Origin of the sequence: Nitrospina watsonii, assembly GCF_946900835.1 — a bacterium.
Lineage (GTDB): Bacteria > Nitrospinota > Nitrospinia > Nitrospinales > Nitrospinaceae > Nitrospina > Nitrospina watsonii.
The window spans coordinates 2,455,790-2,478,890 of record NZ_OX336137.1 but is presented as its reverse complement, the minus strand read 5'-3'; the positions used below and the strand labels follow the sequence as shown (position 1 = coordinate 2,478,890).

At 57.5% G+C, this 23,101-nt stretch carries 21 protein-coding genes; 10 read left to right on the top strand and 11 right to left on the bottom strand.

Annotated features, from left to right (window positions below; translation table 11 throughout):
* Window positions 1–5: 5 nt before the first annotated feature.
* From QML71_RS11545 to flgC, 4 genes are all read right to left on the bottom strand, one after another.
* Entirely contained in the window at window positions 6–1,004 is a 999-nt protein-coding gene (locus tag QML71_RS11545; RefSeq protein ID WP_282012082.1) for a FliH/SctL family protein, read from the bottom strand.
* Window positions 997–2,028, bottom strand: coding sequence for a flagellar motor switch protein FliG (gene fliG / locus QML71_RS11540; RefSeq protein ID WP_282012081.1), 1,032 nt, complete (start codon window positions 2,026–2,028; stop codon window positions 997–999). Before fliG ends, QML71_RS11545 begins: the two co-directional genes overlap by 8 nt.
* Before the next feature lie 6 nt (window positions 2,029–2,034).
* Window positions 2,035–3,621 (bottom strand): flagellar basal-body MS-ring/collar protein FliF, encoded by a 1,587-nt coding sequence (fliF, locus tag QML71_RS11535; protein ID WP_282012080.1) that lies wholly within the window; start codon window positions 3,619–3,621, stop codon window positions 2,035–2,037.
* Window positions 3,622–3,888: 267 nt separating this feature from the next.
* A complete protein-coding gene (gene flgC, locus QML71_RS11530) occupies window positions 3,889–4,326 on the bottom strand; it encodes a flagellar basal body rod protein FlgC (protein ID WP_282012079.1) in 438 nt (145 codons plus the stop codon).
* Between the two features lie 36 nt (window positions 4,327–4,362).
* On the opposite strand from flgC, the gene QML71_RS11525 reads away from it, so the two are divergent.
* The 3 genes from QML71_RS11525 to QML71_RS11515 are packed head-to-tail and all read left to right on the top strand — an operon-like array spanning window position 4,363 to window position 5,347.
* A complete protein-coding gene (locus QML71_RS11525; protein ID WP_282012078.1) occupies window positions 4,363–4,668 on the top strand; it encodes a hypothetical protein in 306 nt (101 codons plus the stop codon).
* 17 nt (window positions 4,669–4,685) lie between these two features.
* Window positions 4,686–4,904 carry an AbrB/MazE/SpoVT family DNA-binding domain-containing protein gene (locus tag QML71_RS11520; RefSeq protein ID WP_282012077.1) on the top strand — a complete coding sequence of 73 codons (219 nt, stop codon included), beginning with the start codon at window positions 4,686–4,688 and terminating at the stop codon, window positions 4,902–4,904.
* On the top strand, window positions 4,898–5,347 hold the full coding sequence (locus QML71_RS11515; RefSeq protein WP_282012076.1) for a type II toxin-antitoxin system VapC family toxin: 450 nt from the start codon (window positions 4,898–4,900) through the stop codon (window positions 5,345–5,347). Before QML71_RS11520 ends, QML71_RS11515 begins: the two co-directional genes overlap by 7 nt.
* Window positions 5,348–5,756: 409 nt before the next feature.
* Here the strand turns inward: QML71_RS11515 and QML71_RS11510 are convergent, their stop codons facing one another.
* The 4 genes from QML71_RS11510 to QML71_RS11495 all read right to left on the bottom strand — a co-directional run bounded on the left by QML71_RS11510 (window position 5,757) and on the right by QML71_RS11495 (window position 11,780).
* The gene (locus QML71_RS11510; protein WP_282012075.1) at window positions 5,757–6,413 is read right to left on the bottom strand and encodes a PEGA domain-containing protein; all 657 of its coding nucleotides are present in this window, start codon (window positions 6,411–6,413) and stop codon (window positions 5,757–5,759) included.
* 166 nt (window positions 6,414–6,579) lie between these two features.
* Complete coding sequence (locus QML71_RS11505; RefSeq protein WP_282012074.1) at window positions 6,580–7,965, bottom strand: sigma-54-dependent transcriptional regulator; 1,386 nt, start codon at window positions 7,963–7,965, stop codon at window positions 6,580–6,582.
* The gene (locus tag QML71_RS11500) at window positions 7,962–9,227 is read right to left on the bottom strand and encodes an ATP-binding protein (RefSeq protein ID WP_282012073.1); all 1,266 of its coding nucleotides are present in this window, start codon (window positions 9,225–9,227) and stop codon (window positions 7,962–7,964) included. The genes QML71_RS11505 and QML71_RS11500 overlap by 4 nt, the downstream gene beginning before the upstream one ends.
* 57 nt (window positions 9,228–9,284) lie before the next feature.
* On the bottom strand, window positions 9,285–11,780 hold the full coding sequence (locus QML71_RS11495; protein ID WP_282012072.1) for a tetratricopeptide repeat protein: 2,496 nt from the start codon (window positions 11,778–11,780) through the stop codon (window positions 9,285–9,287).
* 262 nt (window positions 11,781–12,042) lie between these two features.
* Between QML71_RS11495 and QML71_RS11490 the strand changes: the two genes are divergently transcribed.
* Both QML71_RS11490 and QML71_RS11485 read left to right on the top strand, forming a co-directional pair.
* Complete coding sequence (locus tag QML71_RS11490) at window positions 12,043–13,119, top strand: sensor domain-containing diguanylate cyclase (protein ID WP_282012071.1); 1,077 nt, start codon at window positions 12,043–12,045, stop codon at window positions 13,117–13,119.
* 1 nt (window position 13,120) lies between these two features.
* Window positions 13,121–13,984: an HDOD domain-containing protein gene (locus QML71_RS11485; RefSeq protein ID WP_282012070.1), complete on the top strand. Its 864-nt coding sequence runs from the start codon at window positions 13,121–13,123 to the stop codon at window positions 13,982–13,984.
* On the opposite strand, the gene QML71_RS11480 is transcribed toward QML71_RS11485, so the two are convergent.
* Window positions 13,968–15,956, bottom strand: coding sequence for a nicotinate phosphoribosyltransferase (locus QML71_RS11480; RefSeq protein WP_282012069.1), 1,989 nt, complete (start codon window positions 15,954–15,956; stop codon window positions 13,968–13,970). The genes QML71_RS11485 and QML71_RS11480 overlap by 17 nt on opposite strands.
* 102 nt (window positions 15,957–16,058) lie before the next feature.
* Window positions 16,059–17,924, bottom strand: coding sequence for a M20/M25/M40 family metallo-hydrolase (locus QML71_RS11475; protein WP_282012068.1), 1,866 nt, complete (start codon window positions 17,922–17,924; stop codon window positions 16,059–16,061).
* 123 nt (window positions 17,925–18,047) lie between these two features.
* On the opposite strand from QML71_RS11475, the gene QML71_RS11470 reads away from it, so the two are divergent.
* From QML71_RS11470 to QML71_RS11455, 4 genes are read left to right on the top strand one after another with little or no spacing between them, the layout of a single operon-like run.
* Window positions 18,048–18,326: a hypothetical protein gene (locus QML71_RS11470; RefSeq protein ID WP_282012067.1), complete on the top strand. Its 279-nt coding sequence runs from the start codon at window positions 18,048–18,050 to the stop codon at window positions 18,324–18,326.
* Window positions 18,327–18,375: 49 nt separating this feature from the next.
* Window positions 18,376–19,617 carry an O-antigen ligase family protein gene (locus QML71_RS11465; protein ID WP_282012066.1) on the top strand — a complete coding sequence of 414 codons (1,242 nt, stop codon included), beginning with the start codon at window positions 18,376–18,378 and terminating at the stop codon, window positions 19,615–19,617.
* Window positions 19,610–20,365: a glycosyltransferase family 2 protein gene (locus QML71_RS11460; RefSeq protein WP_282012065.1), complete on the top strand. Its 756-nt coding sequence runs from the start codon at window positions 19,610–19,612 to the stop codon at window positions 20,363–20,365. Before QML71_RS11465 ends, QML71_RS11460 begins: the two co-directional genes overlap by 8 nt.
* A complete protein-coding gene (locus QML71_RS11455; RefSeq protein ID WP_282012064.1) occupies window positions 20,362–21,174 on the top strand; it encodes a glycosyltransferase family 2 protein in 813 nt (270 codons plus the stop codon). The genes QML71_RS11460 and QML71_RS11455 overlap by 4 nt, the downstream gene beginning before the upstream one ends.
* Before the next feature lie 174 nt (window positions 21,175–21,348).
* On the opposite strand, the gene QML71_RS11450 is transcribed toward QML71_RS11455, so the two are convergent.
* Window positions 21,349–21,579, bottom strand: a complete 231-nt coding sequence (locus QML71_RS11450; protein ID WP_282012063.1) for a CDGSH iron-sulfur domain-containing protein — start codon at window positions 21,577–21,579, stop codon at window positions 21,349–21,351.
* Window positions 21,580–21,692: 113 nt separating this feature from the next.
* Here QML71_RS11450 and QML71_RS11445 point away from each other — a divergent pair, with 113 nt between their 5' ends.
* Complete coding sequence (locus tag QML71_RS11445; protein ID WP_282012062.1) at window positions 21,693–23,054, top strand: TIGR01777 family oxidoreductase; 1,362 nt, start codon at window positions 21,693–21,695, stop codon at window positions 23,052–23,054.
* Window positions 23,055–23,101 lie beyond the last annotated feature (47 nt).

The following is a 23,101-nucleotide window of genomic DNA, read 5'->3' as shown; positions in this document are numbered from 1 at the left end:
TGCCTTCAGGTCTCGGTGACCGGACCTGCCTCGTCGTCGGGATCGGATGTTTGGGTGTCGTCATCAACGGCGCCGGGCGTGGCGCCGGTATCGGTATCGGTGTCGGCCGAAGCGGCCGGGGGTGCTTCTTCCGCCGGAGCCTCGTCTTCCTCCGGTGCGCCCAGTGTGGACCCGGTTTCCGCTTCCGGGTGCAGGGACGGTTGCGGGTAGCCTTCCATCTCTTCGGGAGCGGGCGGTGCGCGATGCAGAAGCTTGTCGATCTCGGCCTGGAGCCGGCCCATGTCCGCTTCCACACTGCCGAAGTTGGACTCGACCCGGCAGCCGCCGCGTTGCACGGACGCGTGGCCTTCGACGCGCACGTTGCGGATATCGGGGAAGAGCCGGTGCAATTCGGGGCTGTAATGTTCGGCGTATTTGCGGTCTTTCGGGTTCACCTTGAGGACCAGCGTTTCACGGTCGAGGATGGAGCCGACAGCGAGACGAATGATGTCGCGCACGCTGTCCTCGCGCAGGGACAGGTCGGTCTCGATGATTTTTTTGGCGAGTTCCACCACCATGTGGATCATTTCGCGTTCAACCTTCGGGTACATGCCGCTGCGAAATTTAGCGAGCTCTTCCACGCCTGCGGTGAGCGTTTCGAGAAACGGCGTGAATTCCTGGCGTGCCGCTTCCTCTCCGGCCTTGAATCCATCCTGGTACCCGGCCTGGTGTCCTTCTTCCCGCGCCTGGGCCTTGACCTCCTCGGCCTTGACTTTGATGCGATCGAGGGCGTCGGCGAAAACCTGTTGGACGCCCTGCTTGGCTTTTTCGATGTTGCGGTCGTCGAAGTTGCGGGATTTTTCCAGATCGAATTTGAACCCGCGCGGCAGGTCACGGCGGATACCGAAATCCTGAAACTGAAACGGCGCACCGGAGTCCGAGGTTGCCTTCGGTTCCTGGGCGTCGTCTTCGTCCGTTCCTTCGACATCCTCGCCGGATCTGAATGGTTTGAATTGTTTAGACAAGTTCTTCCGCGCCTCCCCCGATCACCAGTTTGCCTTCTTCTTCCAGCCGCTTGATGACCTGCACCACCTTTTGCTGCGAACGTTCCACTTCGCTGACCTTGGTCGGTCCCAATGCGTCGAGGTCTTCCTTCAGCATGTTGGCCGCGCGGTCGGACATGTTCGAGTAAATCTTTTCCTTCACTTCCTCGCTCGCGGTCTTCAACGACATGAGCAGGTCTTCGGATTGCACTTCCTTGAGCACCATTTGCACGCCGTTGTCGTCGAGCTTCAACATGTCTTCATACGTGAACCGCAGGTTGCGGATCTCGTTGGCGAGTTCCGGGTCGATCTCGTCCAGGTTCGACAGCAGGGAGGTTTCGGTCGTGCGATCGAGTTCGCTGATCACGGTGACGGCGGTATCGAGTCCACCCATCTTGCTGCCGGAGATGGCGCCGGAGGTGCGGAATTCGGACTGCAACGCTTCGTCGAGATCGCGGATCACCTGCGGCGACACGCGCTCCAGCGTGGCCAGACGGTAAATGACTTCGGTGCGGAACTCTTCTTTCATTTCTTTCAGCGTCGCGCTGGCCAGCGCCGGGTCCATGTGCGCCATGACGATGGCCGCCGTCTGCGGATGTTCATTGGCAAGAAACTGGGCGATGACTTTCGGCTCCAGCATGCGGATGGTGTCCAGCCCGCCGCCCAGGTCCTCGCCGGGCAGAGTGACGTTGTTCATGATTTCCGTGGCCTTGTCCGCGGGCAGGGCGCGCAACAGCGTGCTCTTCAGAAAATCGAGGCCGGAGACGCCGAGACCGCCGCCGATGCCGGACGTGATGTTCGTGAAAAATTCGCGCGTGACCTGATCGACCGTGGAGGTTTCGACGTCGCTGACGGCGGAGATGTAGTTGCCGATGCCCTGAATCTCGCGCTCGTCCATTTCGGCCAGAATCTTCGCCGCCTGCTCCTCGCCCATCGCCATCAGGAAGATGGCGGCCTTTTCGGGACCGGTCAGCTTTTGATTGGTTTTGGGATTGATGGTTGCCATGTGTCTCTATGCTCCAGTGGTGCGTTCGCGCATCCATTTACGAATGACGGAGGCGGCGTAACGAGGATCGCGTCCAACCAACGCTTCCACCGATTTGCGCATTTCGATATTCTCCTGCGCCATCTGCGCCATCCGTTTTTCTTCTTCCTGCTTCTGGACCTCTTCCGGAGTCGGGCCCTGATCGACTTCTTCCTCGGCTTCCACACTGGTGGTGATCCACCGCACCATGGGCAGCAGGATTCGCAGAATGAACAATACCAGTATTATAACACCGCCGATTATCTTTGCAGCGGTGATCGCGAGGTCGTACTTCTGCGCCTGCTCGATATCCTCTTTCTGCTGCATTTGCAGGGAGTTGTCGAACTGCACGTTCTCCATCTGGATCTGGTCGCCGCGCGCCTCGTCATAGCCGACGGCGGTCCGCACCAGTTGCAGCAGCTTGGCCATTTCCTCCTCGGACCGCGCTTGGTAGGCCGGCGGGTCGCCCGCCATCTTGCCATCCACCATGACGCTGACCGACAGCTTCTTGATTTCGCCGGTGGTCTCCTTCACATGCTTGACCACTTTGTTGATCTCATAATTGAGCGTCGATTTTTCGTTGTTGCGGCGGGAACCGGTGCCGGTGCCCTGCTGGTTGCCGCTGCCCGGCGTCAAAGACTGCACTCCGGCCACACCGCCGGGAGGCGCCGCGCCGACCACCTGCTCGGTCGTGTTCTGCTCGCTGCGGATCACCTGCGAGTCGGGATCGAACAGCTCTTCCGTGCGCTCGACCTTGTCGAAGTTGATGTCCGCCGCCACCTTGGCGATGACTTTGCCTGCGCCCAACGCATCTTCCAGCATGCGGACGATGCTCTTTTCCAGTTCCTGTTCGACACGCCGCGTGTGCTTGTAATTGGATGCTGTCATCATTGCCGCTTCGGACACTTCCTTGCCACCCGACAACATGTTGCCGGCGAGATCGACCACCACCACGTCGCTCACTTGCAAGCTCTCGACGCTGGAGGAGACCAGGTGCACGATGCCCTGCACCTGCGTTTCAGACAAATTCTGTCCGGCTTTCAGCTTCACCATGACCGACGCCTTGCCGCGCGGTTTTTCCTTCGAGAAGACATTGTCCTTCGGCAAGACCAGATGCACGCGGGAATGTTCCACCGCCTTCAGGGAGTTGATGGTGCGCACCAGCTCGCCCTGCAGGGCGCGTTGAAAATTCAGTTTCTGCACGAACTCCGTCATGCCGAGGGGTGTGTCCTCGAACAGTTCGAGGCCGACTTCCGCTCCCGTCGGCAACCCCTGGCTGGCGAGGCCCAGCCGCACCTCGTGCACGCGGTTGGACGGGATGCGCACGTTGCGGCCGCCATTGGACAACTCGTAAGGAATGGTCTGCGTCTTGAGTTCCTCCACCACCGCCGCCGCGTCCTTTTCAGCCAGGTTGGCGTAGAGGAGCTGGTAGTCCGGCGTTTGCGCCCACAGCATCATGGCGATCACCGCCGCACCCATCGCGCCCAAAAGGCCCAACGCCGCGACCTTGTTCACCGGCGACAGCTCGTTGAACCGCTGCCCGAGATTTCTTAAGAATTCCAGAAACGCTTCCATGGTCTTGTCCCGTCAAGGGTTGTCGTTGTGTGTGTCATAAATTGAGTGTGCGTTTTCCTTTTTAAAGGAATGAATCATTGACCCCCCTCATCCTCGCCTTCTCCCGCCCGGGGAGAAGGAACCTTAAAGACTCCCTCTCCCCTTCGTGGGAGAGGGTTGGGGTGAGGGGGTTTCATAACTTTTCCACCTTATTCTCCTCCTCCCCTTTTCAAGGGGAGGATTGAGGAGGGGTTATCAATGACTCCTCCTCATTCAATAAATGTCCGCTCATCTACCCAGATCGATGGCGCGCAGCGCCATGGTCTTGGCGGAACTGATCGCCTGGATGTTCGCCTCGAACGAGCGCGTCGCGTTGATCATGTTCACCATCTCTTCCATCAGGTTGATGTTCGGCATCGCCACATAACCTTCTTCGTTCGCGTCCGGGTGGCCCGGCTGGAACACCATCTGCGGCTCCGACTGATCCTCCACGATCTCGGACACCGCCGACGTGCGTACGTTGTCGAACAGCTCCTGATGCAGCGTGGAGGCGAAATCCTCACCCAGCGGATTGGCGGACACCACCACATCCTTGCGCTTGTAGGGGCCGCCTTCCGGCGTGCGGGTGGTCTCGAGGTTGGCCAGGTTGCTGGCGATGGCGTCCATGCGCTGGCGCTGGACATTCAGCCCGGAGGCACTGACCTGGATCGACGTCAAAAAATCCATCGTTCGAATCCTCTTTAAAATAAGGGTTTCCGGCCCGTGGGCCGCCTGCGGGGCGGTTCGGGCAATCTTTACAGGGATTTAAAGCAAGTTTGGTGCCAAACGCGCGGGATTTCAACGATTTGGCCGGATTCGGCAGGCGGGGCGGAAACTCTTTTAAAACAAAGGGATTGGGGGCGCGTGGCAGGGCAGGGCACAGGCGGCGCGGGGGGAAATCAGGCCAGATTTTTCCACCCGGCAAATCCTGCTGTCATCTTTTTGGCGACGGGCAAATATAGCCTTATCTCCTATTTCAAAGTTATTATGGCAAACGAAGGCTTTACAAATTATAATAAAGTAAAGTGATTTTCAGGAGGAAAGTCATGTCTCTTATTAAAATGTCATCCAAAAATCAGATTGTGATTCCGAAGGAAGCCCGCGAAGCGATGAAGGTGAAGGGTGGGGATACGTTGATGGTGGTGGTCAAAGGCCATACCACTCTGTTGCTTCCTCAGCCCAAACAATTTTCCAGAGCGCTTTCGGGACGTGGCAAGGGTCTATACCCTAAAGATTACCTGGAGAAGGAACGTAAGGCGTGGTGAGTCCCGCCAAGCTGAACCAGTTTTTAAAATCCCATCCCACCATTGGCCTCGACTCGAACATCCTCATTTATTTCATCGAAGCCAACCCGCAGTACCACAAACTCTGCCAGGCTATTTTTGAAGCGATCGAAGACGGCCGTAATACGGGCGTGTGCTCGACGTTGAGCCTTCTGGAAATTCTGGTCCAGCCTTACCGTCAGGATGACGTGGAACGGGCCAGCGAATTTTACGGATTGCTCACCCGATACCCGAATATGCTCTGGAAGGATTTAACGATCCATGTTGCGGACCTGGGCGCTCAACTCCGCGCCGAGTACAACATCAAAACCCCGGATGCGATATTGCTTGCTACTGCAATAGACAGCGGTGCAACGGCTTTTATCGGGAACGATGCGAAACTGAAAAAAGTACAAGAGATTGAGATATTAATTCTCGACGAATAGCTCCTCAAGGGGCACCCGCGGGGTGCCGGTTGGGAAGGGGTTACTGGTAACCTCCCCTGTATCCCCTCCTTGAAAAGGAGGGGGAGGAGGTTGGACTTCCCCTTCTCCGAAGGGGGCCGGGGGGCTTTTTCCTTAGCGTGTCATTCTGAGCGTAAGCGAAGAATCTATGTTGTGTTTTTAAGGATAGAGGGGCAACAAAAAGCGGCTACAATAGCCGCTTGATCTATACGCCCAACAGAGCGGCCACTATCAGCCGAATACCATCACTGTACACATCACTGCACAGTGAAAGGAGGTTTTTCCACAGTCGATCAAGGAAAACCCCAAATATGAAAATACTAATCTTCATATTGGGGATTAATTATTTGCTCTTTGGTTTAAACGGCCAAGGTCTCTTTTTGCTGAATAATCAAAGATTATTGGATGAAGTTAATATTGCTTCAGCAAATTTTGGGGCATTTGATGTTTTCTGATGACTTAGGGTGTTTCCATAAATAGTTAAGATTTCTTTTGCCAGTTTTTGTTTTTGTTCTTTGGTTTTGAATAATAAGATGTGTGCAAGTGCATCTAGATATTCACCCTGGCCCCTACTGGCATCTACAATCAAACTGTGATAATTAAATAAAATAAACTGCCTTATAGAAGCCTTATGTTCTAATTTTTTTAGTTGCAAACTACTACTTTCAATAGGAAACAAATTTGCATAATAATTATTTGGTGCGTATTCATAGGCACTTTTACTAACTAAATCAGTGGTGCTGCCTAATAGCCCGCCAGTTATAATATTGCCCCAGAACGCGGTAGTGATCTTTGTTGTGGCGGCGATTGTTTGTGCTTGATACCCTTCCTTTTTTACAACAATTGTTGCGTTTTTTCCTTTCGGAACTAATGCCGTTAAAGGTGTAACTCCGATGGGTTGTCCATTAAAAAGTACTTCAGCACCCTGAACGTTAGAATTGACACTTATCGTTTGTGTTGATCCCTCCACGAGCGTGGCACATCCACTTATTATTAAAATCAAAATTCCTAACCAATGAATAGGCTTACAATTGATAAACTTGTCCATTCTGTCCCCTCCTCATTTATGGCAGGTATTGGTGTAAGGAGGGGAATCTTATATGGTTTCGATATAGGCTTCAATTTAATTTTGGAATACCATAAAAAGGTGGGTATGGGTTTTGTTCCCTGGCAGGCTCCCTATTTGAACCTGAAAGAACTTTAAACCCAACTTGTTACGCTTTCTCTTTATACTCACTAAGTTTGTTGCGGAGGGTGCGGATGGAGATGCCGAGTTGCTCGGCGGCTTTGGTTTTGTTGCCTTCGGTTTCTTCCAGTGTCCTCAATATCAGTTCCCGCTCCATCTCGTGGAGCGTGCCCCGGAATTCCCCCAAAGGACTCGACCCGTTCGCGCTGGCGGGCTGGGCGGCGGTCGCCGCATCGTCATCCATGAACAGGTTGGAGGGCTGGATGGTGTCGGCGTGGCACAGCAGCACGGCGCGCTCCATGATGTTCTCGAACTCGCGCACGTTCCCCTGCCATTGATATTTCTGTAACAGTTTTTTCGTCTCGTCGGCCACGCCCACAATGGTTTTATTGTTCCTCTGCCCGTGCTTCTTGGCGAAGTGGTCGGCCAGCACCGGGATGTCTTCCTTGCGTTCCCTCAGCGGCGGCAGTTTGAGCGGGATGACGTTCAGCCGGTAATACAGGTCCTCGCGGAATTTCTGCTCGGCGATCAGCGCCTTTGGGTCGCGGTTGGTGGTGGCGATGACGCGCACGTTGACCGGGATGGGTTCCTTGCCGCCGACCTTATCGACTTCGTGTTCCTGCAACACGCGCAGCAGCTTCGCCTGCAGGGGCAGGGTCATCTCCGTCACCTCGTCCAACAGCAACGTGCCGCCGTGGGCCAGCTCGAACTTGCCCTGCTTGGCGGTGATGGCGCCGGTGAACGATCCTTTCTCATGCCCGAACAATTCCGACTCCAGCAATCCTTCCGGCAGCGCGGCGCAGTTGACGGCGAGGAACGGTTTGCCGGCGCGCGGGCTGCATTGATGGATGTAGCGCGCGAACAGTTCCTTGCCGGTGCCGGTCTCGCCGGAGATGAGCACCGTCGATTGGCTGTACGCCACGTTCCCGGCGAAGGTCAACAACTCCTGCATGGTTTTGTTCTGGGTGACGATCTGGCGCGGGTCGATGGCCTCTGCGTCGTCCGCTGCTGCGCCCGCGTCACCCTGCGTTGCGCCGGGGGCCGATTCGGTTTGCAGGGCGCGGGTGACGGTGGAGACGAGGATGTCGGCGGAGAACGGTTTCAAGAGGTAATCGAACGCGCCCTGTTTCATGCTTTCGACGGCGTTGTCGATGGTGCCGTAGGCGGTCATCATGATGATGCGCGTTTCGGGTTTGAGTTCCTTGACGGCTTTCAGCAGTTCCGCGCCGGTCATCTTCGGCATCTTGACGTCGGAGATGACGAGGTCGAAGTCTTCGATTTCGACCAGGGCGAGCGCGTCCTTGCCGTTTTCGGCGGTTTTCAGCGTGTGGCCTTCGCGTTTCAGCGCGGCGGTGAGCGCGGCGCGCATGTCGGCTTCGTCATCGACGATCAGGATGCGGCGTTGGGATTTCATGATGCGGTCTCGTCGGCGCCGGGCAGGTGAATGGTGAAGGTGGTGCCGATACCGGGCTGGCTGTCCACATCGATGGCGCCGTGGTGTGCCTTGATGATGTTGTGCGCGATGGCGAGGCCGAGGCCGGTGCCTGTTTCCTTGGTGCTGAAAAACGGATTGAAGATGTGCGTCTGGTCGTGCTGCGCGATGCCGACGCCGGTGTCGGCGAGGGTGGTGGTGAGGGTGTGGCGGTGCAGCGAGTCGGCGGACGGCGCTTCGCTGTGTCCGGTTTTGATGGTCAGCGTACCGCCCACCGGCATGGCCTGCACGGCGTTTCTGAGAAAATTGAGGAACACCTGTTTGAGCAGATGCTCGTCGGCGTTGGCGGTCATCGTGCCCGCGCCGAAATCGCACACCACGTTCACGTTGTCCGGAATCTGCAACTGCGCCGGATCGGCGAGCAGTCCTTCCAGCAGCCGGTTGAGGTCGCAGCGGCTGCGCGAAGGTTCCGGCGATTTGGCGAACAGGAGCAAGCTGGAGATGGTGCGGTCCATGTTGCGCACGCCGTTGATGATGTGTCCGGCGAGGTCCTGGTTTTCCTCATCGCCGGCGAGATCTTTTTTCAGCACGGAGGCGAACAGCTCGATGCTGGCGAGGGGATTGCGGATTTCGTGGGCGATGCCCGCCGCCATCTCGCCCATGGCTCGCAGGCGGTCGTTGCGCTCGGCTTCCTCTTCGAGGCGTTTGAGCTGGGTGATGTCTTCCAACAGCAGCATGGTGCCGATGCGTTGTCCCTGCCCGTCGAGGACGGGAGACGCGGCGGTGCGGATGCGCAGGTCGCGGCCGCCGGTGGTGAGCACGGATTCCTGGAACACGGGGGCGGTGTCTGCCGCGTCGCGCACGCGTTCGACCAGGCGCGCGAAGGGATCGACATCGAACACGTCGCTCAAGGTTTGGTCGCGGCATTCGGTTTCCTGGCGGCCGGTGATGCGTTCGGCGGTTTTGTTGAAGGTGGTGATGCGGTCGTCGCCGTCCACGACGATGACGCCGGTGGTGAGGCTTTGCAGGATGTTGTTGAGGTAACTGCGGACCGCTTCTTTTTCTTTCAGGTTCTGTTCGAGCTCGGCGTTTTTCTTTTCCAGTTCGAGGTCGAGGGCGCGCACGTGCGCCTGAAGTTTTTCATACGACTCCTGCAGGTGCTGGGTGGTCTCGGTGAACGCCTGGAATGCGGCCTGAAGGGTTTCGAGATCCGGCGCTTGCCGGTCCTGGGGTTCGTCCGTCATGGGCCACTCGAAGGGAAGTTTTGCGGATGCGTGCGACGTTTTATTCATTATAAAGGATCACAATCGGTCTTTTAAGCGTTTTTCCCAATCCATGATCTTGAGACGCATCGCGGCGGCATCCTGAACCAGGCTGGCGTCGCCGTTTTTGGCCTTGATCATTTCCGTCAACTCCGCCTCGGCCTGTTTGGGTTGCGACAGTTGTCCCAGGTTGTCGGCGATCAGGAAATCCGCGTAGCGGCGCAACGAGTTTTCCGGAAAGCGTTTGCGTCCGGACTCCAGCATGTTGAGTGATTCCGAGTAGCGGCCTTGCAGGTGAAAGACGATGCCCAGCTTGTAATAGGTGGACTGGATGAACTCCGGCGGGTCGCGCAGGGCGCGGTCCGAGTGATCGATCACATTGCGGTAGGCCTCGGCGGCGCGGGTGAGGTCGTCGGACACCATCCAGATTTCACCCAGCTGGTACCAGGCGCGGGCAACGAGTCCGCCGTCTTTGGCAATAATGGATTCGTACGCCTGCACCGCCTTGTCGATGCGCTTTTGTCCGCGATAGGCCTCGGCGAGAAGCAGCATGGCTTCCGGCACCTCTGGACTGTTGGCATAGTTGTTCAAGAAAGTTTTGCTGACCAGTTCGGCTTCCTCAAACTTGTTCTGCGCGAGGTGGATTTCGCCGAGGTTCAGAAACAGGCGGTCGGTGTACAGGTTCTGTGTGTCCTTCAGCTTGACCTGTTCGAAAAACTTGAGCGCCTCGGCGTGCATGCCAATGGCCTGATAGGCTTCGCCGATCTGCAATTGGGTTTTCAGGTTGTCGAGATCGCCGATGCCGAGTGTCAGGAAATCGTTGTACGCATAAAGAATCGGCAGGTGTCCGCCCTGCTTCGAATATTGATCGATCAAATGACTCATCGCCCGGTGGATGGCGTTGTTGGCGGTGCGATAGAACCGGGAGGACTTGTCGCGATCGAGCAGGCGTTTGAACTCCTGAATCGATTGCAGGAAGCGTTGTTCCTGGAACAGGGCGGAGCCGCGGCTCAACAGCACCTCCGAGCGGATGTTGCGCGCCGGCGTGTCCGCGAACACCTTGTCATAAGTCTGATACGGTTTGAAGTATGCCGGATTCTCCATCACCAGGTCCGGCACCGCCAGGCCCGGGTACCGGATGCCAATGTCGGCGAGGCGGATTTTGGCGTAGAGGGCGTTTGGGCCTTCCGGCTCGATTTTCTGCGAGCGTTCGAACACCGAATAGGCGGCCATGCCGTTTTTCTCCAGCAGGTAGGAGTCGCCGATGCGGTTGAGCGCCTGATGTGCCTGAAGGGTGCCGGGTTGCAGGTTGACCAGCCGGAAATAAAAGGCGCGCGCTTTCCCGTACTGCTGCCGGGAAAAATACAGTTCGGCCAACGTGTAATTGAGTTGCGGCGTCGTGTTCAATTCCTTCGGCCAGCGTTCCACCGCGTCTTCGAACACGCGGAGCGATTTGTCGAACTCGCCTTTTTCGTAGTGGGTCTGGGCGATATCGTAAACACTGGCTCGCGCTTTCGGTTCCGTAGGCTGGTCCTTGAGGATCAGCCGGAACGCGCGGTAGGCTTCTTCGAGGCGACCTTCCTTGTACATCATGCGGGCGAGGCCCAGCTTGCGCGCCTCGTTGTAGCGGCTGCGCGGATTGCGCTCGATACCCTGCTCGTAATGCGTCTTGGCTTCGAGGATGAGATCGAGATCGTCGTAAATGGATGCCAGTTTATAAAGTGCGTGATCGTAAAACCGCGAGTCCGGATACTTGCGGATGGCAAAGCGGTAGGCGTCGATGACCCGTTCGTGGCTCGGGTGTTGCTTTTGGATTGCGACTTTCCATTCCGCCTCGGCGATGAGGTAGGCGGCGTTGGCCGCATACGGACTGGCACTGAAGTCGCGGACATAGGCTTTCAGGGCCGGGATGGCTTCGGCATATTTCTGTTGCTGGAACAGGTTGAGCGCCCGGGTGTAATCGTTCCAGCCAGAGCGCAGCTTGTCTTCACTGCCCGCCTGCACCTTTCTTTCGATCTGGTCCGAAGTCATGCCTTTTATGCGCGGCTGCTTCCGGGTTTCCGGTTTGGGTTCCGGCGTCAGTTTGGCCTTGGATTGCTTGATCTGCAAGGGGGCCATCTCTGCCAGATCGACAACGATACGGGCTGGGTCGTTTTCCGTAAAATGGATGAACTGAGTATTGGATTTGTGAAAATAGAGGGTGATCTTGACGATGCCTTCCAGCTCGCGGGTGTCCATTTTGCTCAGATGGATGTCCTTCACCACCTGGGGTTGGATGCGCGGATGCAACACGGCTCCCCGCAGAAAAATTCCGAGGCGCTTGTTGGCGAGGTCTGGGATCACGCGGTACTCAGTGAGCCGATTGAGGTGAATGATCACCCGCGTTTTATCCGGGTGCGGCCCGAGCTCGATGTCCTGAATCTTGATGGGACCGGATCCGTTCTGCGCATTGGCCGCAGCGGGCCCTCCCAGCAACAGGCAAACTCCCAGCATCAGGCAGCCGAGGCTTTTTTCAAATTTGTTCCAGCGAACCATGGATGAAAACTCCGGTTGATAGCCAGGACATGAAAAGCAAAATCGATACCGTGTTCATTATATTGTAACTCTGAACCCCATAACTTATTATAATTAAAGGATGATTTTTGAGGTGGCCGGCTGGAAGCCCTGGCCTGCCCGCGCCGTACGGTGAAGGTCGATGCCTGTTATAAAGAATATATCGTCAGTTTTTTGACATTGGTTGAGTTAAATATAGGTTTAGCTTGAATTTTGCCGCTGAATTTAAGATAACTTAAAGCTTATGGACTCGAATGATCAGATCAAATTAAAAGAAACGCGACAGGTCTTGGATCTGGTCAAGCAGCAGAAAACCATGCTTGGCGAGTCTCTGGTCAGTCTGGACCTGTTTTTGTACCTTCATAAGAGTATAAGCCTCCTGCATCTGGACGATATCAAACCCGTCCTGCTGGAAAAACTCCCGCACATCCTTTCGGTTCGCTATTTTTCGTTGTTCCTCTTCAATGCCAATGAGAAGGAATTGACGCTGGCCTGCAGCAACCACCTCGATATGGAAAAGCCGCTGAGTTTCAAGGTGTCCGAATCCGGGGTCATGCAGGATGCGTTGAATCAGCAAAGGTATATTTTTGAAGCGGATTTCACGCAGTCGAAATATTACAAAGGGAAGAAAAACCCGCTTTTCAAAAACAATTTCTTTTTGTGCGTGCCGTTGATGATCGAAAACAAGATCATCGGAGTGATCAATGTGAACGACAGCGCCAAGGGGTTTTTGTCGGTGTCGGACATGGATTACATCCTGAACGTGCTGGAGTTCGTGGCGCTGTCGGTCAGCAACGCCCTGTTGCACGAGAAGACCGAAGTGTTGTCCATCACCGACGGCCTGACCCGGCTTTATGATCATCGGGAAATGATGCATACGCTGGAAAAGGAGTTTGACCGGTGCCGCCGCTACCAGTCCACGCTTTCCTTATTGATGATGGACATCGACAAATTCAAAAACATCAACGATACCTACGGCCACCAGAAGGGGGATGAAGTGCTGGTTGCCCTGGCCACGGTCATGACCCGGCTGTGCCGGTCCAATGATACGGCGGCCCGTTACGGAGGGGAGGAGTTCGCCGTCATCCTTCCCGAAACCCGGAAAAAAGGTGCGCAAGTCATTGCCGAGCGTATCCGCACCAGCATGGCCAAAATCCGGTTTGCCTCCGGAAACCAGGAGTTCGGCGTTACCGTCAGCGGCGGTGTCGCCGAATTGAATCTGGATACCATGTCCAGCCCGACCGACCTGATTCATGTTGCCGACCGCGCCTTGTACCAAGCCAAGAAAGATGGGCGCGACCGCGTGGTGCTGGGAGAATGAAATGAGTGCATCTCTGCTGGAGTCCTTCCGCAACCTTCCGGATTTGCCGACCCACCCCGAACAGATCGCCAAGGTGCTCGATGAGTTGAACAAAACGTCATCGATGGACTACAATCTGCTCCACCTCATTCAGTACGACCCGGCCATTGCCACGCGCATTCTGGCGGTGGCCAACTTGCCCGTGTACGGATACGAACGCCGGGTGGAATCGTTGCAGCAGGCGGCGGGGTTGCTGTCGCCCAGCCTGGTGACCAGCATCATCCTGACCACGCCGGTGTTCGAGATATTCCGCGATGCCGATCACGCCTGCCACCAGCAGTTCGATCACCTGCAATTGTGGGCGCATTGCGCCGTGACAGGCGTTCTGGCTGCATACATCGCCCGCAAACTGGAATCGGTGGAAGAAGGCATTTGCCTGACCCTGGGATTGATTCACGATATGGGCAAGATGGCGTTGATCGTCAATCACCCGAAGCAGGTGCTGGAAGCGGTGGAACGGTGCCGCAAGGAAGGGGGCGCGCTGAACGACGCCCTGCGCGAAATGGTGGGTTGCACGCCGTATGAAGTGGCGGCGCAACTGGCCGGCGACTGGCATTATCCCGGCATACTGATTGCTCATCTCAGAGATATGGAAGCGGCAACGGGTTCAGAAAATTCGGCCCCGGTCATGATTGTCCGGCTGGCCAAGCGGCTGGCGGAGGATTGGAAGTATGGCGATGGGTTAGAGCTGCCGGATACGACGCCGGTCGATTCCCTGTTGCCGGCGTTGGGTGTATCGCCTGCCGACCTCGATCAATGGAAACCGGAAATGCAAAGCCAGGCCGACAAGCTGGCACGGTCCATCCTCGCTAAAATGCTTTCCTGAAAAATCCAATGATGGTGCGGAATACCGACCCGTTGAGTCCCCATCCGAAGGCCTGTTGCTGTGTGTCGAGTCTGTGCGTCAACGTCTGCAAGGCCTCGGAAATCGCAACCGGGTAATCCGTGAATTCGGTGAGGGAGCGGAGAGGCCCGGGCAACGCTTGCAGTTGGCGGGCGGCGTGGGTGCGCATGGCTTCCATGGCAGGTTGACGATGCAGGCGGCGTCCGCCACGCATCACCGGTTGCAGCAAGGCTTCACCTTCCATCGTCTCTTCGGCCAGCGCAAGCCGGTCGCCGGAAAAAAGACCGTCGGCATCACGTTGGCGGAACACCTGCTTGGCGCCGGGCAGCGTGGCTTTGCCCTCGGACCGTTTGCGGCGCGGCTTGCCATCGTATTCCTGTAATTTGTAAACGCATTCGAGAAACGGTGCGTCATCGGACACCGTCAGCCGGGTGCCGATGCCGAAGCCATCGATGGGTACGGCCTGGGTGATGAATTCGGCGGCGCGGTGTTCATCGAGGTTGCCGCTGGCGAAGATGCGGATGTGTTCGAGTCCGGCTTCGTCGAGTTTCTGCCGAACGCCGCGGGCCTGGCTTGCCAGGTCTCCGCTGTCCAGGCGCACGCCCTGGATGCGAATGCCCTCCTTCTTGAGCTTGCCGGAAAGTTTGATCACCGTATCGAGCGCCCGCATCACGTCATACGTGTCGAGCAGGAGAATGTTGTTGTCCGGCCAGGAGCGGCAGAATGCGCGGAACGCAGACGCCTCGTCCGCATGCGCCTGGATGTAGGAATGCGCCATGGTGCCGTACAGGGGAATGTCATCGGTGACCCCGGCGAGCACGGTGGCGGTGCCATCGAACCCGGCCAGGTATGCGGAACGCGCCGCCAGCCATCCGGCTTCCGCACCCGGCGCGCGGCGCAGGCCGAAATCGACCAGCCGCCGTTCTCCATTCGCGGCCAGCACGCAGCGCGCCGCCTTGCTGGCAACCAGAATGGAATAGTGCAGGAGGTTGAGAATGCGCGTTTCCACAAACTGCGCCTCGGAGATCGGCGCCGTCACCCGCAACACCGGTTCATCGGCAAAAAACACGGTGCCTTCGGGCATGGCATCGACATCGCCGGTGAAGCGGAACCCGCGCAACCCTTCGATGAACTCGTCGGGGAAACGACCGCCCTGTTTCAGTCCGTCGAGGTCTGTTTCCGGGAAGTGCAGGGTTTCCAGAAAACAAAGCACCGGATCGAGCCCGGCAAACATCAGGAAATTGCGCTGCGGCGGCAGGTCGCGCACGAAAAACTCAAACACCGCCTGCCGGGTCATGCCCTGATCGGCGTAACTTTTGAGCATGGTCAACTGGTAGAGATCGGTCAACAGCGGGCTGGGCGGGGGCAGGCCCAGACAGACATCCTGCACGCAGGCCGTCCGGCAGCCGAGATCCCGCATTTCCGCCAGCGCCTGCGCCGCGTCGGTGGGATTCACGTTCACGCCCCGCACCGCGTCTTCCAGCAGGATGACTTCATACGTGTTTTGGACCGCATCGCGCACGGTGTTGAGCACGCAATAATCGGTGGCCAGCCCGCCGATGAACAGGCGGCGGATACCCGAATTTTTCAACTGGTGGTCGAGGTCGGTGCCCTGAAACGCGGAATAGGCATCGGCCTCTTCCGTATCGGCCTTGCTGATTATGACGGCGTTTTCGAGATCGAGTTCGGCGGCGAAGTGCGCGCCCTCGGTGTTCTGGATGCAGTGCGGCGGCCAGGGGCCTCCCTGTTTTTCAAACGAACAGTGGTTTTCCGGATGCCAGTCGCGGCTGGCGTAGAGGGGCAGCGACTTCTGGCGAAAGGCTTCCGCATAACGGTTGAGCATCGGGATGACCCGGTCGCCATCGGGAACCGCCAGCTTGCCGCCGGGCAGAAAATCGTTCTGCAGGTCCACGATCAACAACGCGTCGCCGGGCTGTGGGATCAGGTTTTTCATGCGGGGACTTGAAAGCAAATCATGTCTGCATTGTAACGCAGAGGGCTTCAGAAAAAAAACGATGCGTTGCGGTTTCGGAGTATCGCTTTACAGATTGCGCTTTCAGGGCGAAGGGGAGAACGCACGCTGGCAATGCAGTAAAAAATGAACGATGGATCGGGCGCAGCCGTTGAGATCGGCGACACTCAGACTTTCGCCGGGTTCGTGCATGCGGCACTCCTGATCGTAAGGCGCGATGACCAGCGGCGGAATATCGTCCAGCGCGTCCATCAACTTGGCGACGAAGGGGATGGAGCCGCCGCATCCGTAAATGCAGGGTTTCACACCGTAGCCGGCTTCCAGCGATTCCAGCATCAGGGAGAACGCGGGATGCTCGATGCCCGTGCTCCACGGCGAGCCACCCTTGTCGTTGGAACATTTCAGCTGAAACCCAGCCGGTGCATGGGCCTGCAAATGGGCTTTCACATCCTCGGCTGTCTGCGTTTCGTCGTTGCCCGGCGCCAGCCGGATTTCGACCATCGCCTTTGCGGATTTGTTCTCGAAGCGGCGGGTGGAACCGTCGTGATCCGCGTACAGGGATTCCGTGGTGATGCGGAGTATGGAGCCTTCGGGTTCCATGTACGGATGCACGGCTTCGGCGGCCAACCTTCCGTTGCCGTCGATCAAACCATCGATCATGCGCGCCAGTTGGATCTCCGCCACTGGGAACGGGCCGCCGGCGACGCCGGAATGCGGGTCCTTGGCCGCCGACTGCGCGATCACGTTCAGAGACAGCGAGTTGGCGTCTTCGGGAGTGGCGTCCTGCACTGTCACGTTCAGGCGAAACGGATTCAGATCGTCCAGTGCATCGAGGAGCATGGCCTTGAAAGAGGCTGCATCAAGATGACCGTTCAGTTGAAAAGTCAATCGCGCCGCGGCCGTGCCCAGCACCACGCCTCCCGCCACGCGGTGACCCGGCCGCACGTTGGCATAGGAGGTGCGCAGTTGCGCCTGGATGATCGCGGCCTGGGTTTCCTCCACCGTGAATTTCGTCTCCGGCAACAGGCCGATCATGTGCCGCTGGGTTTCGACCGACAACGGCACCGCCTCATAGCCTTTGCGCTCTTCCGGTGTGACCGGGATATCGCGTTCGGCGATGGCGCGGACGGCCAGCGCCTGCCGTTCGTCCACCAGGGAAGCGAGGGTCTTGTACAACGCCGTTTGTGCATCGAGCATTGTCTGTTCGCCGGGCGGGACGGTGACCTCCACCTGAGCGATGCCGCGCAGGGACGTGGTCAGGCCCGGCATGCCGGTGGTGGGATTGGTGACGTCGGTGATGATCACGCAGTCGGCGTCCTCAAAAAATTCGCGATTCTGCAGAATCTGGTCGATCAAGGAATACGAACCGCATTCTTCTTCCGTTTCAAAAATGATTTTCAGGTTGCAGGGCAGCGCGGCGAGGGATTCCCGCGAGCGTGTTTTGGCGTCGTGACCGAGCGATTGCAGGACGGCATCGACGGCCATGCCGATGGCGATGACGCCGCTCAAGTCGTCGGCGGCGCCGCGTCCGTAAGCACGTGTGCGGTCGGCGTTCCAGCGCAGCTCCGTCGGCGACACGCCGTCCCATTTCTGAAAACGTCCGTCGTCCATGTACGGTTGCTTGTCCAGGTGCGCGTACATCAGCACCGTCGGCTTGGACTGATCGGCGATCAGCGACGCCATGAGGATGGGGGTGGCGCGGTGCGGCCCGGGCGGCGGCGTGTTGATGCGGACATGATCGAACCCGATGTCGCGCAGGTAGCGCGCTCCCACTTCCAGGATTTCCTGCATGTCCGTGGGTTCGGTGCGGTCGCCTTCAAATTCGTTGACGTTGAAACTGCGGCTGTCGATGCGCACCATCTCGCGCATGACCTCCATGTGGCGTTGGAACAGTTCGGAATCGGGAGTGATGCGTTGCCGGGCGTCCCGGCTCCAATTGGCAAGGTCCATGATCAACCGTGGTAGTTCAGGTTATTGGGAAAACAAGGGGGTTTTCTTTACAAAGATCAACCCATCATATAATATAAAATCCGATGGGTGAAACATTTCATTATGAGTTTGCAGGAGCCTGCCTTGTCCGAGCGTGTTCTCAATTTTTTCAGATTGATGCGTATCCTGAAGGAGCGCGGCAACTGGCTGTTGATACGCCGGTCGCGCCGGCAACTTCTGAATTTCATCCTGTGCCGCAACGACATTCATCGCAAGCCGTTATGGAAAATTCCGTTTTACTGGTTCGACCTGCTTAAAGGATTGGACATGCTGGTATGGCGGCTGGAGACCTTCGGCTTTCTCTTCCAAAGCGGCACCAGTTTAGAGGATCAGGCCCGCCTGAATCGATGTCTCAATTCCTGATTTCCCAAGCCCGTTCTGTGTTTATTGAAAGCTGGAAACGAGGATTGCCATGATTGCCCAGGCTCCGCTCATTGAGGCCCCGATTTCCATCTGGCAACAGCGCGCTCATAAAGCCGGTCTCTGGCTGACCGTCCTCACCGGAGCCATCATTCCCCTGAGCACGTCGCTCACCGAAATTTTTACCACGCTGGTGGGCGTGCTGTGGCTCGCGGCGGGGCATTACAAAAACTTATGGAGCCAGGTGCGCTCGCATCCGCTTGTCCGCTCTTCGTTGTTGCTGTACGCCGCGCTGGGGGTGGGTGTGTTGTACACAGAGGCGGCGATGCCTGACTGGCTGGGCATGCTGAGGAAGTACCGGGAACTGCTGCTGGTCGTCGTCTTCATGACATTTCTGGATAGCGCTTGGGCCCGCAAAGCGGCTTTGAAAGCATTTGGCGCGGCGATGGTGGTGACGCTGCTGGCCTCCTTTTACAAGTTCTATCTGGTGCCGGCCTCCTTAGATCCCAACCTGCGCGTCGGCCTTCCTTTCAAGAACAGCATCACGCACAGCCTGCTCATGGCGGTGTTTGCGTTCGGACTGGTCACGCATGTTTTTCATCACCGCGACGATAAGGGCACGGTGTGGAAACTGTCGGCGTTGCTGGCGGTTGCGATCTTCAATCTGTTTTTCATGGTGGACGGCCGCACGGGTTATGTCGTGTTTTACTTGCTGGGGCTGCTGTTTCTGTTTCAAAAATTCAGGTTCCGCGTGGCGGTGGCCGGACTGGTGTTGCTCGCCGGGTTTCATTTCATACTGAGTTCGACTTCGACGTTATACCAGTCGCAATGGAACCATTTGAGCCGGGGCGTCCACAAATACCTGGAGGGAGACACGAACTCTTCCATTGGCATGCGCATCGAATTTTCGCGCACCAGTTATGAAATCATGATGCAGAGTCCGTGGGTCGGCCACGGCACCGGCAGCTTCCGCGATCAGTACCGGGAGTTCGGTGAGGCCCGGGGATTGGAACGGATCACGGTGAACCCGCATAATGAGTACATGATGCTGGGGGTGCAGCTCGGGTTTCTGGGAATCGGACTGCTGCTGTATTTCATGTACACCCTCTGGCGCTATGCCTTTGCGCTGGAGCCATTGTATCGCAAACTGGCCCAGGGACTGGCGCTCACGGTCACGGCGGGTTGTTTTGCAAACTCCTTTTTGATGGATCACACGGAAGGCACGCTGATCATGTTTCTGACTTCGGTGTTGTATTCCCCTCTCATGCATTCTTCGCAGACTAAGCATGCTTAGCGTCGTCGTCATCACAAAAAACGAAGCGGCGCGCATCCGCCAGTGCCTGGAGTCGGTGAGGTGGGCGGATGAGATCGTGGTGCTGGATTCGGGCAGCAGCGACGGCACGCCGGAGATCTGCCGCGAATACACCGACCGCGTGTTCGACGTGGACTGGCCGGGCTTCGGCCCGCAAAAGAACCGCGCCCTCGAAAAAGCCACGGGCGACTGGGTGTTGTCTCTCGACGCCGATGAAGTGGTGTCCGATTCCCTGCGCCGGGACATCGAACAGGCGGTGCAAAGTCCGCAGGTCAATGGATACGAAATCCCGCGCTCGTCGCATTACTGCGGGCGGCGCATCCGTCATTCCGGCTGGTCGCCCGATTACGTCCTGCGTCTGATCAAGAAAGGGCAGGGCGCATTCACCGATGCGTTGGTGCACGAAAAACTGGAAGTACGGGGACCGGTGGGACGCCTGCGGCATCCGCTCATCCATTACAGCTTCGATACGTTTGAAGACGTGCTCGACAAAGTCAACCGCTACTCCACCTACAACGCGCGCATGCTGTACGAACAGGGACGGCGCACCTCACTGCTGGAGGCGGTGGGGCGGGGTCTCTGGGCGTTTGTGCGTGCGTACATTCTGAAGGCAGGGTTCCTCGACGGACGGCAGGGATTCCAACTGGCGGTCTCCAACGCCGAGGGCACGTATTACAAGTACGTCAAGCTCATGGAACTGCATCGAACCGGAAAGGCCTCGAAACCGTGACTGCGATCAGCATCATTCTCAGCACCTACAACCGGCCCGACGCTTTGGAGCGGGTGTTGAGCAGCCTGGAAGGGCAACGTTGCCGCGATTTTGAAGTGGTGGTGGCCGACGACGGTTCCACCGAAGCCACGCGCGCGCTGGTCGAAACCTTTCAACAACGCAACACGCTGGTGTTGAAACATGCCTGGCACGAAGATAAGGGATTCCGCGCGGCGGCCATCCGCAACAAGGCGGTGGTGGCCAGTTCCGGCGAGTACCTGGTGTTTCTCGATGGCGACTGCATGGCGTTTCCGGATTTTGTGGAACGCTCTCTGCAATTGAGGGAGGCGGGGTATTTTGTCGCAGGCAACCGGGTTTTGCTGGACGAGTCCATCACGCAGCAAACGCTAAATCACAAACTGCCGTTGCACCGCTGGGGTTTTATGAAATGGCTGGCGGCCCGGCTGCGCGGTCAGGTCAATCGCCTCCTGCCGTTTGTGCGGTTGCCGCTGGGTTTTCTAAGAAAATGGACGCCGCGCAAGTGGCAAGGCGTGAAGACCTGCAATCTTGGCGTGTGGAAGCGGGACTTCGTCGAGGTCAACGGCTTCGATGAAACCTACCAGGGCTGGGGTTATGAGGATTCGGATCTGGTCATCCGCCTGCTCAACCTGGGCGTGGTGCGCAAGGAAGGCCGCTTCGCCGTGCCGGTGCTGCACCTCTGGCACCCCTTGAACGAGTCTGCCGAGACGACGGAAAACTGGAAGCGGCTGGAAAAGGTCCTGCGCTCCAGCACCACCCGCGCCGAGCATGGACTCAACAATCATTTATAAAAAATCAAAAACGCTTTCCTGCCGGACTGAAAGAAAAAAGCCGGGACACGATGGCCCGGCTTTTTCTGATTCGTTCTCTCCTAAAACCGTTCCCAAAACCCTTCAGGTTGCACACAAAAAGAACGTTTTGTTCAGCGGTCTTTTGTTTTTGCAGCCAGTGAGGGGACGCAGGCTTCAGGCATTTTTGTGCGCGCCGTCGCAGACGGGAGAGGTTTGTGTCAGGCCGCAATCGCAGATGGTCACACGGCGGGGACGATCCAGAGTCACCTCAGCGGGGCTTTTTCCGGTATTCTTGCGGTCGTGGGAGCCGTCACAGTACGGTTTATTTTCGGACTCTCCGCAAGTACAATAGTACTTGGTTCCCGGGGTCTCATTCACATAGAGGGGCTTGTTCTGGTACGGCATGCAAGTCTCCTGATTGGTTAATCGGTTTCCATCGGTTTCAGTTGCGTTAGGGGATTGGGCCGGTCACCTTCCTTTTAGATGGAGACAATGGCGGAAGGGTTTGGATTTTTTTTATGAAAATTCTCGTTACCGGTGCGACCGGTCTGGTCGGTCAACAATTACTGCCTCTGCTCGCGGCAGCGGGCCACGACATCAACGTGCTGACCCGCGATCCGAAAACGGCTGTGGCGCGTCTTCCGGTGCGCTGCCGCCGCTACAAGTGGGACCCCGCCCTGCTCGAACCGCCGAAAGAGGCCCTGGAAGGCGTCGATGCGGTCATCAATCTTGCCGGGGAGAATATCGCCGCGCGCTGGACCGACTCGAAAAAAGCCGAGCTGGAACGCTCACGCGTGTTGTCCACGCATCAACTGGTCAAGGCGATGGAAGACATGGAGGCGCGACCGCGTGTGTTCGTGTCCTGTTCGGGAATTGGATATTACGGCGACCGCAAAAGCCTCGAACTGGATGAATCGGTATCCGGCGGCAACGGCGTTCTGGCCGACGTGTGCAAAAAGTGGGAAGCGGAAGCGTTGAAAGCCGAGTCTCTGGGCGTCCGCACTGTGGTGCTGCGCATCGCCACCGTGCTTGGCACCGATGGCGGTGCGTTGAAGTTCATGCTGCCCGCATTCCGCATGTGTGTCGGAGGACGTGTCGGCAGCGGCAGGCAGTGGATGAGTTGGATTCACGTGCGCGATCTGGCGCGGTTGATGCTCCACGCCGTGGAAACCGAATCCCTGCGCGGCCCGGTGAACGCCACCAGCCCGGAACCGGTGACCAACGCCGAGTTCACACGCACCCTGGCCAAGGCGGTGCATCGTCCGGCGTTCCTTCCCATGCCGGCTTTCCTGCTCAAGCTGGTTGTGGGGGAGATGTCCGGGGTGCTGCTGGACTCGCAAAAAGCCGTGCCCAAAAAAGCCGAGGCATGCGGGTTCCGGTTCGACTACCCGGAGTTGGAAGGGACGCTCGTCAATTTATGCGATGTGCACACGCACGCGTTGCGCATGGAGCAGTGGGTGCCTCAACCTCTCAATACCATGTTCGAATTTTACAGCGACGCCAAAAACCTGGAAGTGTTGACGCCGCCGTTTTTGAATTTTCAGGTGCTCGGGCAATCCACCCGGCAGATGGAGGAAGGCACGCGCATCAATTACCGACTGCAGTTGTACGGCATTCCGTTCCGCTGGCAGTCGGTCATCATGGACTGGAAGAGCGGCCGGCGTTTTTCCGACATCCAGGTGGTGGGACCGTACTGGTTGTGGCACCACACGCACGAGTTTATCGAGCAGGATGGCGGCACGCTGATCCGCGACTGCGCCATTTACCGTGTGCCGCTTTGGACGCTCGGTGAACTGTTGATCTACCCCGTTGTGCGCCGTGACCTCGAAAAAATCTTCGCCTTCCGCTGGCAGAAAACCTGCGATCTGTTCGGTGAGTGAGTGGGCGGTGCGCCGCGACCCGATGGCTGCGCCCGTGCGGGCACGGC